The sequence below is a fragment of the Faecalimicrobium dakarense genome, from assembly GCF_000499525.1.
Classification (GTDB): domain Bacteria; phylum Bacillota; class Clostridia; order Peptostreptococcales; family Peptostreptococcaceae; genus Faecalimicrobium; species Faecalimicrobium dakarense.
The window spans coordinates 18,159-33,679 of record NZ_HG529378.1; the positions used below are offsets into that span (position 1 = coordinate 18,159).

Sequence of the window (15,521 nt, forward strand, 5' to 3'; positions counted from 1 at the left end):
TATTCCCCCTAAACTAAAATTATTGCTTAATTATAGCGTTGAATTTACATGAATCCATACAAGCACCACATTTTAAGCACTTTGTAGTATCGATTAAATGCTTTTCTTTTACTTTTCCAGTTATACATCCAGCAGGACATATCTTAGAACATTTAGTACAACCTTTACAATCATCAGTTATAACAAAATCTAGTAGTGCTTGGCATTGACCAGATGGACATTTTCTATCTACAACATGAGCTAAATATTCATCGTAGAAGCAATCAAGTGTGCTTAAAACTGGGTTAGGAGCACATTTACCAAGACCACATAAAGAAGTGGTTTTAATAGTTGTAGCTAATTCCTTTAAATCAATTAAATCCTTTTCGCATCCTTTACCTTCAGTTATTTTAGTAAGAATTTCTAAAAGTCTTTTATTTCCTATACGGCATGGAGTACATTTACCACATGATTCTTCAACAGTAAATTCAAGGAAGAATTTGCATATATTAACCATACAATCTGAATCATCAAGTACAAGCATACCACCAGAACCCATCATAGATCCTATTGAACTTAATGATTTAAAATCTATAGGAGTATCTAAATTATTAGAAGCAATACATCCACCAGATGGACCTCCGGTTTGAACAGCTTTAAACTCTCTATTATTAGGGATGCCTCCACCTATTTCATATACTATTTCTCTTAGAGTTGTTCCCATTGGAACTTCAACAAGGCCGACGTTATTAATTTTTCCACCAAGAGCAAATACCTTAGTACCAGAAGAATCTTCTGTACCATATTCAGTAAACCAAGAAGCACCTTTATTAATGATTGCTGGTATATTAGCAAAAGTCTCAACATTATTTAAACAAGTTGGAACGTCCCAAAGGCCACGTTTAGAAGCACTGAATGTTTTCATTCTAGGTTCTCCACGTTTACCTTCAATTGAATTAATTAGGGCAGTACCTTCACCGCAAACAAAAGCTCCAGCACCATACTTTAATTCGATTTTAAAATTAAAGTCTGTACCAAGTATATTTTCACCAAGCAAACCAGCTTCTTCAGCTTGATTAATAGCTATTTTTAATCTTTCAATAGCAAGAGGATATTCAGCCCTTATATATATATATCCAGTATCAGCACCAATAGCATAACCACATATAGCCATTGCCTCTAATACACTATGAGGATCTCCCTCAAGTATAGATCTATCCATAAACGCTCCAGGGTCACCTTCATCAGCATTACATACAACATATTTTTGGCCAGGAGCTGTTTGTGAAGAAGACTCCCATTTAACTCCGGTAGGGAATCCTGCTCCACCTCTACCTCTTAATCCAGAAGTTTTCACTTCTGATATAACATCTTCAGGTTTTAAGTCACAGATACATTTTCCTAAAGCTACATATCCATTAGCACCTATGTATTCTCCAATATTCTCAGGATTTATATGGCCACAATTTCTAAGGGCAACCCTTGATTGCTTTTTATAGAAAGACATGTCATCATGTTTTTCAACTTTTTTATGATCTAAAGAAGGTTCTTCAAATAATAGCCTTTCAACTACTTTATTATTAACTATATGTTCCGTAAATAATTCTTTAGCATCGGAAGGTGTTACCTCTACATAAAATACATTATCAGGGAAAATTTTAACTATAGGACCTTTAGCGCAGAAACCAAAGCAACCAGTTAAGTGGACTTTAACTTCATTTTCAAGACCTGCATTTTTTATTTCATATTTTAAATTTTCAATTATATCCAAACTATCTGCAGAAGTACAGCCAGTACCACCACAAACTAGAATTTCTCTTTTTGTAAGGTTTTCTTTAGTATGATTTTCTCTTAAATCAAGAGTTGGTTTTAACACAGTGACTAAATCTTTTAACTGATCAAATGATACTATTTTATTCATCATTCATCACCCCTTAGCAATTTAATTCTAAATTTTTATAATGGCTTAATATTTCGCATACTGATTCTGGTTTTACCTTTCCATAAACTTTTCCATTAATAACTACAACAGGAGCTAATCCACAAGCTCCTACACATCTTAGCCCTTCAAGGCTAAACTTAAGGTCTTTAGTTGTTTCTCCAGATTTTATACCAAGTTCTTTTTCAAATTCAGCAAGTATTTTATCTGCACCTTTTACAAAACATACAGTACCTAGACATACACTGATTTTATATTTTCCTATAGGTTCAGTGGTAAAGTATGAATAAAAACTTACAACTCCATAAACTTTAGATGGTGCAACATCTAGCTTTTTAGCTATATAGAGTTGTACTTCTTGAGGTAGATAGCCAAATATACCTTGAGCATGGTGAAGCACTTGTATTAAAGAGCCTTCTTTAGTTTCAAGAGTATCAACAAAACTATCTAACTCTTCAAATAACTGTTTATTGCGTGAAATAAAATCGCACATACAAATCCCCCTTTGTTTTAATATTATTTTGTTTTTTCTTAACTAGTAAGTAATTATGATTTAAAATTAAATATTGGGCAAAATTAAGAAATTTATAAAGATGAATGACTTATAAGAAGATACAAAAGCCTGCTTTGGTTTGAAATTGAAATGGTTATTTTATGATAAGTATATTATAGTATATAACCACTTCAAAATGGCAATAAACAAAAAATTAACGGAAAACGTTTGACATTAACTGTTAAATTTTAATTTATAAATATTTTAGTATACAAATATTAAAAAATACTATATAAAAGTATAAATAAATTTAAATCAAAAAATTCCTAATATAAACATTTATATTAGGAATTTATAAAATTATAATCTATATTTTATAGAACAGGAGATAAAAGTCTAGAAATAGATTCTTTAAATCTCATATAAGTAGACCTAGAATTATAAATCTCTGCTGTGATTTCTTTTGAGTTTAATATATCATTTGCGAATATTAATCTTTGTTTTTTAGCAATTTCAGAAGAATAAATAAATGCATTTACTTCAAAGTTTAATTCGAAACTTCTTATATCCATATTTGCAGTCCCTACTGAACAAATAGAATCATCCATTACAATAGTTTTTGCATGTAAGAACGAACCTTCATCATAAGTGTAGAGTTTAGCTCCAAATTTTAATAATTCTCCAGCGTATGAGCAAGATGCCCAATAGACGAAAGGATGATCTGGTTTGGATGGAATCATAATTCTCACATCTACACCTGATAAGCAAGCTATCTTTAATGTATCAGTAAGGGTTTGATCTAAAATAAAGTATGGACTTTGTATATATACATATCTTTTTGCCTTTTGTATCATCTTAATATACCCATATTTTATCTCATCTAAATCAGTAATATCAGGACCACTAGATACAATTTGTATTCCAATGTCTTTATTAGGATTAGAATTTGAGTTAGAGGTATAGCATGTCTCATTAAAGTACTTATTTAAATCTAAATCTTCTTTAGTTGTGTATCTCCAATCAAGAATAAATCTTATATTTAGATCCCTTACACAATCTCCTGTAAGTCTAAGGTGAGTATCTCTCCAATTTCCAAATCTAGGGTCTTTACCTAAGTATTCATCGCCAATATTATTTCCTCCAATGAATCCTACATTTCCATCTATAACTACAATTTTACGGTGATTTCTATAATTTAAGTTAAAGTTTATGATTTTAAGAAAAGAAGGGAAGAATGCACCAACTTTAACACCTGCATTTTTTAATTTCAATACAGACTTATCAGTAAATAATCTACTTCCAACCTCATCATATAAAAGTCTTACCTCAACACCTTCTTTAACCTTATTTATAAGAATATCAATTATTTTATTTCCAATTTCATCATCTTTAAATATATAAAATTGTATATTTATATATTGCTTAGCATTTTTTAATTCTTCTAAAAGAGAGTCAAAGAAACTATTACACTCTGAATATATATCTACATCGTTGTTAGTTGTAAAATTAGCATCATTTGAATTAGCTAAAGCATAAATCATATCTCGATGCTCTACTATATTAGAGTCTAGTTCATGATCATACTCAAGTCTTACTTGAGTATCTAATATATTTTTCTTTATAATTTTATCCTCAGCTTCTTTTATTTTAAACATATTATCCTTAGGTATGCCACGACCTACAACTAAGTATAGAATACATCCTGCAGCAGGTAAAATGATTAATATCATAACCCAAGCTATAGTAGTTTCAGTCTTACGCTTTTCTCTGAATAAGAGGTTTAATACAGCTAAGAAGTTTATTAAATATACAATTGTAATAGCTATTGAGTAGGCAAAATCTTTATAAAATGACAAGTGCAATGTGAAAATTCCTCCTTTTATAAATATAAATGTTTATAATGCTTAATAAATAGGTATATTAACATTATAATCATTATACAGTCAATACATAAAAACTAAAAGATATAAAAAAAGGCTGCCTATTAAATATAGAACAACCTTTTTATCTTCACATATATTAAAAATTATTTAATTATATTAAGCAGCTTTGTTTGATTCAGAACCTTCATTCTTAGTCTCAAATATAAAGAAGTATATAGCAGCAACGAATACTGCACCACCTATTATATTACCTATTGTAACAGGTAATAAGTTATTTACAAATATATTAGGTACAGTTATAACAGATGCATCGGCTACAGTCTTGTGAGCAGCCTCTAGGAACATTGGGTTAGATTTTGCAAATAAACCACCGAATAAATATCCCATATTTGCAACACTATGCTCAAATCCAGCACATATGAATAAGAATATACCAAAGAAAGTAGCTAATATTTTACCAGTTATATCTTTAGCACCGTAACTCATCCAAACAGTAGCACAAACTAACCAGTTACATAATATACCTGAAACTAAAGCAGGAATAAAGCTATATCCTAGTTTACCTATTGAAGTTTTAACTACAACCCCTCCGTATAGACCATTACTCCAATCAAATACTCCTGATAAACTTACCATCCAAGCTACTAAAGCAGCACCAATTAAGTTACCTATCCAAACTAATGCCCAGTTCTTGAAAGCTTGTCCCCAAGTTACTTTTTTCTTTAAAGCAGCTAAAGTAATAAGTATATTACCAGTAAATAAATCCGCGCCAGCTACTAAAACAGCTATTAGTCCAACAGGGAACATTAAACCAGCAACCATTTTACCTAATCCGTAAGTTGCAGGATTTGCTAATAAGTTATAAGAAGCTGCAATTGATCCTAAAGCACCGAATGCTATATAAGCACCAGCTAAGAATGCAGAAGCTAAAACTTTTTTTGCAGGTGTGTTAACTTTTTTTATACCAGCTTCAATAGTATATTTAGCTATTTCTGCTGGGTAAAGCATCTTTTTATCTGACATTTAAAAGTCCTCCTTGAATATTAATTAGAATAATCAATTTTAAAATTTCATTTTAATTTTATGCATACATATACAACATTTGTAATTATACATCAAAAATTTTTTTTTGTATACATTAAACACCACAAGTTTTTGATTAAAGTATATATAAAAAAATTTTTATGTTAAAAAATTAATTATACAGCATGAAAAAGTATAATATTGGATTTTTACTAAAAATAAATTAGGAGTAAAACATATATTACTAGATATAAAAATGCAAAATTTATAAAATTAAATTAATCAATGGGAACTTAAAAGTGCTACAATATTTTATAAGCTTATTAAATAAAAATAGGGGGTGGATTTATGGACAAAAGATTCTTAACACCCGGGGAAATAGCAGAAGCTATGGTAAATGTAAGTATAAAAAGGGCAGGACTTGCTACCAAGCCATGTCTTTTGTTAGGAATACTTGCAGGTATTTTTATTGGCTTAGGGGGATTAGGTAATATTATATTTACCCAAACTCTCGCAGGAATAGATCCAGGATTAGCAAAATTTGCAGGAGGTATAGTATTTCCAGTTGGACTTATGCTAGTTGTTATGTGTGGTGCAGAGTTATTTACAGGTAACAATTTAATGTCATTAGCAGTAATGGAGAAAAAAATATCCATAGGACAGATGTTTAGAAATTGGGGATTAGTATACACAGCTAATTTTATAGGGTCATTATTTTTAGTTTTACTTGTTTTTTATTCATCAACATTAACTGGAGATGCTGCAACAAAGACAATTGCAGTGGCAGAAGGTAAGGTTGCTTTGACTTTTTCAGAAGCATTTTTTAAAGGAATACTTTGTAATATGTTAGTTGTTTTATCTGTATGGATGGCAACAGCTGCTCAAGATGTAGTATCTAAAATATTTGCATGTTGGTTTCCTATAATGCTATTTGTATTATGTGGATTTGAACATAGTGTTGCAAATATGTTTTTTATACCAATGGGAATGGTCTTAGGAGCTAATGTAGGGATCACTCAACTTATTATGAATTTAGTTCCAGTCACATTAGGAAATATAGTTGGTGGTGCTATAATAATTCCTTTTATGTACCGTAATTGTTATTTAAATAAAAAAGTAAAAACTACAGAAAAAATATGATAGAAATTTTGGCGTTGATATAGATATATCAACGCTTTTTTAATTTACTTTAAACTCTTTATATATTGTTATTTTTTTTTTAATACATTATTATATTAAATATATGAAATTAATTATGAAATTAATAATATAGTTTAACATAGATAAATAATGAATAAATAGTATAAACTAGGAGGAAATATATGAATAAAGAATATATATATGAAAATTTATTAAATATATTAGATAAGGAAGATATAAAACTGGATGAACCTATGAAAAAGCACATTTCTTTTAGGGTTGGTGGTCCAGCTGACATATTAGTAAAGCCAAGAACAGAAGAACAATTAAAAAATGTTTTTTCTTTAATAAAGAAGGAAAATATTCCTTATCTAGTAATTGGAAATGGTTCAAACCTTTTGATAAAAGACGGAGGTATTAGAGGTATAGTAATAGAGATCTCAGATAACTTTAATGCATTCAGTATAGAAGGGAATAAGCTTACAGTTCAATCAGGAGCATTACTTTCTGTAGTAGGGAAGGCTGTTTTAAGAGAAGAATTAAAAGGATTTGAATTTGCAGCTGGCATACCAGGAACGATAGGTGGAGCATTAGCTATGAATGCAGGAGCTTATGGTGGGGAAATGAAAGATATGATTAAATCTGTAAGAATTATGGATACAGATGGAAATATAGTAGAATTTACAAATGAGCAAATGGAATTTGGTTATAGAAGAAGTATACTTTCTAAAACAGATTACGTAGTATTATCAGCAGAAATAGAACTTGAAAAAGGAAACTATGATGAAATAAAGGCTAAAATGGCTGATTTCACACAAAGAAGAGTTACAAAACAACCATTAAGCTTACCAAGTGCTGGAAGCACATTTAAAAGACCTGAAGGAAATTTCGCAGGAAAATTAATAGAAGACAGCGGTCTTAGAGGACTTACATTAAGAGGAGCTCAAGTATCTGAAAAACATTGTGGATTTGTTGTTAATCTAGGTAATGCAAATGCAAAAGATCTTTTAGACTTAATGTATGTAGTTAAGAGCACTGTAAAAACTAAATTTGGAGTAATGCTAGAGGAAGAAGTAAAAATACTCGGAGAGGATTAACAAATGGAAATATTAGCAGATTATCATACACATACAGTATATAGCCATGGAAAAGGTACAATAGAAGATAATGTTAAGGAAGCTATTTCTAAAGGCATAAAAACCATAGGAATATCAGATCATGGATACAAACATATAAGCTTTGGAGTTAAAATAAATGATATCTATAAAATGAGAGAAGAAATAGATGATTTAAATATGAAATACGACAATATCAATATTCTTTTAGGAATGGAATGTAATATATTAGATGATAATGGTAATATAGATATAAATGACAAGATTATTGACTCATTGGATTATGTTATGGCAGGTTACCACTTTGGTTCGACACCTACTTCATTAAGAAGTATGTTGAATCACTGCAACAATTATATAATAAAGAATGAAAAATCTAAAGAATATAATACAAAGGCTTTAATAAATGCAATGAAAAAAAATGATATATTTATAATAACTCACCCTGGTGATAAGGGAGATATTTATATTGAAGAGGTTGCAAAAATAGCCAAACAGACAGATACTAAACTAGAAATAAATAGTAGCCATGGTTTTTTAAATGCTAATCAATTAAAACAAATAAAGAATATAGGGAATAAATTTATTATTGGTTCTGATGCTCATATACCAGAAAATGTAGGAAACTTTGAGCTAGCTATGAAAATTGCAAAAGAAGCAAATTTAGATTTATCATTAATAGAAAACATAAAAATATAGTTAAAAAAAGGGGGAGAAAAGATGAAATTCGTAATAGTAACAGGTCTTTCAGGATCAGGAAAAAGTGAAACTATGAGGGCTTTAGAGGATATGGGATTTTATTGTGTAGATAACTTACCTCCTGCACTAATAACTAAATTTGCAGAATTATGCTATCAACCTAATTCAAGTATTGATAAAGTTGCCTTAGGTATAGATATAAGAGGTAGAAAATTTTTTAAAGAACTTCATGAAAGTTTAAACTACCTTCAAGAACAAAACTATAAATATGAAATATTATATTTAGAGTGTGCAGATGATGTATTATTAAAAAGATATAAAATGACAAGAAGAAATCATCCATTATCTATAGACATACAAATACCTGAAGGTATAAAGATGGAAAGACGTATAATGGAACCTTTAAAGGAAATATCAAATTGTATAATAGATACAACAAATATGAAACCGAAGGACCTTAAAGAGGAAGTTAGTAAAATATACTCTGTTGGAGAAGAAAATCCGAACCTAACTATATCAGTTGTTTCTTTTGGATTTAAACATGGAATACCGGCAGATTGTGATTTATTATTTGATGTAAGATTTCTTCCAAACCCATATTATGAAGAAGAGTTAAGACCTAAAACTGGAGATGAACAAGATGTTAGAGATTATGTAATGAATTCTAAAGTAAGTGAGGAGTTTTTCGCAAAACTTAAAGATATGATAGAGTTTTTAATACCTCAATATATTGAAGAAGGAAAACATCATATAGTAATAGGAATTGGTTGCACAGGTGGTAGACATAGATCTGTGACTATATCTAACCTTATATATGAAGAATTAAGTAAAAAAGGATATAGAGCGGTAAAAAAACACAGGGACTCTATGCTAAGATAATTTGGAGGAAAAAATGACAAGTATACTTATAGGCATAGGCGTAACAGGATGGATTGCACTTTTTATATCTCTATATTTATATAAAAAAATAAAGAGTGAAACAAAACAATCTTTGCATATAAAATCTAAAGAATATAAAGGTCCAAAAGTAGTGGTAATTGGTGGAGGAACAGGTCAATCAGTTTTTTTAAGAGGCCTTAAGCATTTCACACAAAATATCACTGCAGTAGTTACTGTTGCAGATGATGGTGGAGGATCAGGTATTTTAAGAGAAGATTTAGGGATGCTACCACCAGGAGATATAAGAAATTGCTTGTTGGCTTTAGCTAATATAGAGCCAACAATGAATGAGGTTATGAAATATAGATTTACAGAAGGTGCTTTAAAAGGTCAAAGTTTTGGAAATCTATTTTTAGCAGCAATGAATGGATTGTATGAAAATTTTGAGATAGCAGTTTATAAAATGAGTGAAATATTTGCTATAACAGGTAGGGTTTTACCTATAACGTTAGAAGATATAAACCTAATTGCTAAGCTTAAAAATGGAGAATTTGTAAAAGGGGAATCAAGTATACCTAATGAAGTAAAAACTCAAGAAAGTGGTATAGATAGAGTATACTTAGACCCCATAGATGCAAAACCTTTAGATGAAGTAATCAATTCTATTGCCGATGCTGATATAATTATAATGGGGCCAGGAAGTTTGTACACAAGTATAATACCAAACTTATTGGTCGAGGGTGTAGTGGATGCTATTAAAAAATCTAGTGCTCCTAAAGTATATATATCTAATATAATGACTCAACCAGGAGAAACAGATGACTACAATGTGTTAGATCATATAAACGCTATAGTAAAACATGCTAATGAAAATATAGTAGACTATGTAATAGCTAATAATGAAGTATTACCTATTGATATTTTTGAAATATATCAAAGGGATGGTGCAAAACAAGTTATACTAGATAAGACTCAAAAAGATGTTTTAAAAAGTATGGGGATAAAAGCTATAGAAGAAAATTTAATTGAAATAAAAAGCAATTATATTAGGCATGATGCAAAGTATATTTCTAATATAGTAGTTAATTTGGCACTAAGTCATAAAAATGACACAAGCAAGTAAAAAAGGATTTTAAAAATTTATGTAGAAATCCTTATTATTATGTTAGTTTTAAGGAGTGAACATCTATGAGAGAAGAGGTTAGTGCCGGTGGTGTAGTACTTTTTGGTAACGCTATACTTTTACTTAGAAAATTCAATGGAGATTGGGTTTTACCAAAGGGTAAAGTAGAAGAAGGAGAAAACAGGCAAGAAGCAGCGTTAAGAGAAGTACTAGAAGAAACTGGAGTAAAAGCGGATATACTAAAGTATTTAGGAGAAATACATTATACTTTTAAAGAAAACTGGGATGAAAATAGGGCAGTTCATAAAACAGTTTTCTGGTATTTAATGCAAGCAAGAGGCATGGATACAGTACCTCAAAAAGAGGAAGGATTCATCGATGCTAAGTTTATACATTTAGATAGAGTAGTAGATTTAGCAAGATATGATGATGAAAAAGAAATAATAAAAGTAGCACTACAAGAAATAAAAAAAAGGTCAAAAAAGAACTAGTTAATAGGTGATAGATATGTCTTTTTCAGCTGAAACAAAAAATGAACTAGCAAGGGTTTCATCTGAAAACCATTGCTGTAATGTAACTGAATTAGCTGCTATAGTTAGGTTAGCAGGAAGTATACAAATTGCAGGGTATAAGAAATTAAATTTTAAAATAACAACAGAATTAAACTCAATAGCTCGTAAAGCATTTAAATTATTAAAACAAAATTTTGGAATAAACACAACGATTTCAGTAAATAAAAATCAAATGTTAAAGAGAAATAATAGTTATGTTTTAATGGTAACAAGTGAAATGGGAGCAGAGAAGTTGTTAAAGGAATTAGGAATACTAGCTCCAGGAGATCAATTCTATACTTTGAACAAAGTACCTACAAATCTTATACAACATGAAGAGTGTGCAAGATCGTTTATAAGAGGAGCGTTTCTTGGAGGAGGGTCTATAAGTGATCCTGGTAAAACGTATCATATGGAGTTTGTAACTAACAATGAAGATTTTGCAGAGTCTTTAAAAGAGCTTATAAATTCTTTAGGATTTAATTCTAAGATAGTATCTAGAAAAAATAATTATGTTGTCTATCTAAAAGAAAGTGAGCAAATATCAGACTTACTTAGCATAATAGGAGCGCATCAAGCATTATTAAGCTTACAAAACATTAAAGTAGTTAAAGAAATGAGAAATAATGTTAATCGTATTGTTAATTGTGAAACGGCAAACCTTTCGAAAACAGTTAATGCAGCTGTGAGGCAAGTAGAAAATATTAAGTTAATACAAAATACAATAGGAATAAGCAGTTTACCAGAGAATTTACAAGAAATAGCTAGCCTTAGAGTAGAATATGAAGACATGACACTAAAGGAATTAGGAGAAATGTTAAGTCCTCCTATAGGGAAATCGGGAGTGAATCATAGGCTAAGAAAAATAGAAGAAATTGCTAATAAATTAAGAAATAAATAATTATAAATAGGGGGTTATATTACAATATAATCCTCTATTTATATTGCAATAATTTATTTAAGATAATGTCATATTAAAAGTAATTATGTTAAATTTTATATAAAGTGTTGAACTTTGTTTTATAATATACTTTTGTGGTAAAATTAAATCATAAGATAGGAGGTGATTTGATGAATAAAGATTTTGTTCATCTTCATGTTCATACAGAATATAGTTTACTTGATGGTTTCTCAAGAATAAAGAAACTAGTAGGTAGAGCTAAAGAATTAAATATGAGTTCAATTGCTATAACAGACCATGGATGTATGTTTGGTGTTATAGATTTTTATAAAACAGCTAAAAAAGAAGGAATAAAACCTATAGTAGGATGTGAAGTATACACAGCACCTCGTACATTAAAAGATAAAGACCCAAATTATGATAAAAGACAAGGACATTTAATTTTATTAGCTAAAAATATGGACGGTTATAAAAATTTAATTAAATTAGTATCTACATCTTATGTAGAAGGGTTTTATTATAAACCAAGAGTAGATATGGATGAATTAAAGAAATATAATGGTGGAATAATAGCTTTATCTGCTTGCTTAGCAGGCGATGTATCTCAAGCGCTTATGGATAGAAACTATGAAAAAGCAAAAAGTAAAGCTTTAGAGTATAGAGATATATTTGGAGAAGAGAATTTTTATTTAGAAATACAAGATCACAACTTACCAGAACAAAGAGAAGTAAACTCAAGTCTTGTAAAACTATCAAAAGAAACAGGAATTCCATTGGTTGCAACGAATGATGTTCATTATGTAAATAAAGAAGATGCAAAAATACATGATGTACTTATGTGTATACAAATGGGGAAAACTGTAAACGACCCAAATAGAATGAGATTTGGGAGTGATGAATTTTATTTAAAATCTAGAGAGGAAATGGAAGAATTATTTCCATATGCATTAGAAGCTGTAGAAAATTCAGTTAAAATAGCAGAAAGATGTAATATTGAGTTTGATTTTAATACTATTCATCTTCCTCAATATGAGGTGCCTAGTGGATATACTACAGATAGTTATTTAAGAGAATTATGTTTTAAAGGTTTAGAGGAAAGATATGAAAATCCAAGCCAAAATGTTATAGATAGGCTTAACTATGAGTTAGATGTAATAGAGAGAATGGGTTATGTTGAGTATTTTCTTATAACATGGGATTTTATAAACTTTTCTAAAGAAAATAATATAATGGTTGGGCCTGGAAGAGGTAGTGCGGCAGGTTCCATAGTTGCATATACGCTTAAAATTACAGATATAGATCCTATAAAATACTCTCTACTATTTGAGCGTTTCTTAAATCCAGAACGTGTATCTATGCCCGATATAGATATAGATTTCTGCTACGAGAGAAGAGAGGAAGTTATAGATTATGTAAAAAGAAAGTATGGAGAAGACCATGTTGCCCAAATTATAACATTTGGAACAATGGGGGCTAAAGCTGCCATAAGAGATGTTGGTAGGGTTCTTGATATACCTTATAATAAAGTTGATAAGATAGCAAAAGAAATACCTTTTGCACTTGGAATGACAATAGATAAAGCTTTAGAAACTAACCCAAACTTAAAAGCATTATACGACCAAGATAAAGAAACTCGTGAAACAATAGATATATCAAAGCAAATTGAAGGAATGCTTAGACATGCATCAACACATGCAGCTGGTGTAGTTATATCTAAAAATCCAGTAGATGAATACGTTCCGTTATACAAACATCAAGATGCTATAACAACGCAATTTACAATGACTACATTAGAAGAGTTAGGTCTACTTAAAATGGATTTTCTAGGACTTAGAACTCTTACTGTAATTAGAGACGCACTAGAACTAATAGAAAAAACCATAATAAAAAAATAGATTTTTCTAAAATGAGTGACGATGATCCAAAAGTATATGAATTATTATCATCAGGAAATACATTAGGAGTATTCCAGTTAGAAAGTGCTGGTATGAGAAGTTTCATGAAACAACTAAGACCAGACAACTTTGAGGATATAGTAGCGGGGATTTCTTTATATAGACCAGGACCAATGGATTCTATACCAACTTATATAGATAATAAAAATAATCCACAGCATGTAAAGTATTTACATGAAAAGTTAAAACCTATAATGGATGTTACTTATGGATGTTTAGTTTATCAAGAACAGGTAATGCAGGTAGTTAGAGATTTAGGTGGATATAGCTATGGCCGTAGTGACTTGGTTAGAAGAGCCATGGGTAAGAAGAAAATGGATGTTATGGAAGAGGAAAGAAGATATTTCATCCATGGTAAAGAAGATGAAAATGGTAAAATAGAAATTGCTGGATGTGTAAGAAATGGAGTTCCAGAAGATATAGCTGATAAAATATTTGATGATATGATAGATTTTGCAAAGTATGCATTTAATAAATCACATGCTGCGGCATATGGAGTTTTATCATACCAAACAGCATATTTAAAAGCATATTATCCAGTCGAATTTATGGCAGCGCTTATTACAAGTGTAATGGGTAATACAGATAAAGTTGTGGAATATATAAGAGAATGTAGTGCTTTAAAAATAGATATTTTAAAGCCAGATATAAATAAAAGTTTTGCAAAATTCTCTGTTGAAGGAAACAATATTAGATTTGGACTAGCAGCAGTAAAGAATGTTGGTGTAAATATAATTAATAATATAATAAATGAAAGAGAAACCAATGGATATTTTAAAGACTTTGGAGACTTGGCAAAAAGATTAGATTCAAAGGATACTAATAAAAGATGTATAGAGAGTTTAATCAAATGTGGAGCATTTGATGAAATAAGTGAAAATAGAGCAAGTTTAATGGCTGGATATGAAAGTTTACTAGATAGTATATCTATGGATAGAAAGAAAAATATTCAAGGCCAAATATCATTGTTCGATGCTTTTTCGTCAACTGAAGAAACTCAAGATTTCCAAGAAGTAAGTGTAATTAAAAAACTGAAAGAATTTGAAGAAAGAGAAAGACTTAACTTAGAAAAAGAAGTATTAGGGATGTATGTAAGTGGACACCCATTAGCTGAATTTAAAGAAGAATTACAAAGAAATACGTCTATAGATAATGGAAAACTAAATTCATTAAGGGAAGATGAAGAATCTTATGTTAGTTTAGATGAAAGAGAAGTAATAATGGGTGGAATGATTGTCAATAAAACCATAAAAACTACTAAAAGAAATGATATAATGGCATTTTTAGAATTGGAAGATTTATATGGGACTATAGAAATAATAGTATTTCCTCAATTATTACAACGATATAATAATATTTTAAATGAAGATAATATTATATATGTAAAAGGGACTTTAAGCATAAAAGAAGACGAGAGCCCAAAACTAATAGCAAGAGAATTTAAAGATATAAATGATAAGTCCGAGTTTGAAGATAGTATATACAAATCTAAAAATACGTATAACAAACAAAATAATAGAAATAGTAATAATAATTCTAAGTTAGGACTATATTTAAAAATAGATAGCTTTAGTAATAAATCACTTATTGATAATATAGTTGATGTACTAAAACTTTATCCAGGAAATGAAAATATATTTTTGTATGCAGAGGATTCAAAACAGATGTATAAATACAATGGATTATTAGTAAAAACGTCTGAAGAAGTAATTAAAAAGTTAGAAAAAATACTATCTAAAGAAGATATAAAAATTAAGAAATAATTTTCAAAAAAATTAGAACTTTAAAAACAAAAAATTATATAATAATATGAAAAAGTTTTTCAGATTATGGTATAATAT

The 15,521-nt window shown here is 29.5% G+C and carries 11 protein-coding genes and 1 pseudogene; 8 read left to right on the top strand and 4 right to left on the bottom strand.

Translation table 11 applies throughout. The features are described 5' to 3' along the window. Positions 1 to 19: 19 nt before the first annotated feature. From BN899_RS12640 to BN899_RS12655, 4 genes are all read right to left on the bottom strand, one after another. On the bottom strand, positions 20 to 1,900 hold the full coding sequence (locus BN899_RS12640; protein ID WP_042275949.1) for an NADH-quinone oxidoreductase subunit NuoF: 1,881 nt from the start codon (positions 1,898 to 1,900) through the stop codon (positions 20 to 22). A gap of 13 nt (positions 1,901 to 1,913) precedes the next feature. Next, entirely contained in the window at positions 1,914 to 2,411 is a 498-nt protein-coding gene (locus BN899_RS12645) for an NADH-quinone oxidoreductase subunit NuoE family protein (protein ID WP_042275918.1), read from the bottom strand. A gap of 374 nt (positions 2,412 to 2,785) precedes the next feature. Then, complete coding sequence (gene cls / locus BN899_RS12650; RefSeq protein ID WP_081712260.1) at positions 2,786 to 4,273, bottom strand: cardiolipin synthase; 1,488 nt, start codon at positions 4,271 to 4,273, stop codon at positions 2,786 to 2,788. Positions 4,274 to 4,450: 177 nt separating this feature from the next. Further along, complete coding sequence (locus BN899_RS12655) at positions 4,451 to 5,317, bottom strand: formate/nitrite transporter family protein (protein ID WP_042275920.1); 867 nt, start codon at positions 5,315 to 5,317, stop codon at positions 4,451 to 4,453. Positions 5,318 to 5,665: 348 nt separating this feature from the next. Between BN899_RS12655 and BN899_RS12660 the strand changes: the two genes are divergently transcribed. From BN899_RS12660 to BN899_RS12695, 8 genes and pseudogenes are all read left to right on the top strand, one after another. Next, the gene (locus BN899_RS12660) at positions 5,666 to 6,457 is read left to right on the top strand and encodes a formate/nitrite transporter family protein (protein WP_042275922.1); all 792 of its coding nucleotides are present in this window, start codon (positions 5,666 to 5,668) and stop codon (positions 6,455 to 6,457) included. A 182-nt stretch (positions 6,458 to 6,639) separates the two neighbouring features. Further along, positions 6,640 to 7,554 (top strand): UDP-N-acetylmuramate dehydrogenase, encoded by a 915-nt coding sequence (murB, locus tag BN899_RS12665; protein ID WP_042275924.1) that lies wholly within the window; start codon positions 6,640 to 6,642, stop codon positions 7,552 to 7,554. A 3-nt stretch (positions 7,555 to 7,557) separates the two neighbouring features. Continuing rightward, a complete protein-coding gene (locus BN899_RS12670) occupies positions 7,558 to 8,271 on the top strand; it encodes a PHP domain-containing protein (RefSeq protein WP_042275927.1) in 714 nt (237 codons plus the stop codon). Between the two features lie 21 nt (positions 8,272 to 8,292). Continuing rightward, complete coding sequence (gene rapZ, locus BN899_RS12675; protein WP_042275930.1) at positions 8,293 to 9,150, top strand: RNase adapter RapZ; 858 nt, start codon at positions 8,293 to 8,295, stop codon at positions 9,148 to 9,150. Between the two features lie 13 nt (positions 9,151 to 9,163). Further along, positions 9,164 to 10,273, top strand: coding sequence for a gluconeogenesis factor YvcK family protein (locus BN899_RS12680; RefSeq protein WP_042275933.1), 1,110 nt, complete (start codon positions 9,164 to 9,166; stop codon positions 10,271 to 10,273). A 65-nt stretch (positions 10,274 to 10,338) separates the two neighbouring features. After that, entirely contained in the window at positions 10,339 to 10,764 is a 426-nt protein-coding gene (locus BN899_RS12685) for an NUDIX hydrolase (protein WP_042275935.1), read from the top strand. Positions 10,765 to 10,780: 16 nt separating this feature from the next. Next, entirely contained in the window at positions 10,781 to 11,725 is a 945-nt protein-coding gene (gene whiA / locus BN899_RS12690; protein WP_042275938.1) for a DNA-binding protein WhiA, read from the top strand. Between the two features lie 170 nt (positions 11,726 to 11,895). Beyond that, positions 11,896 to 15,443, top strand: a pseudogene (locus BN899_RS12695) (DNA polymerase III subunit alpha). The last annotated feature ends 78 nt before the right edge of the window (positions 15,444 to 15,521 follow it).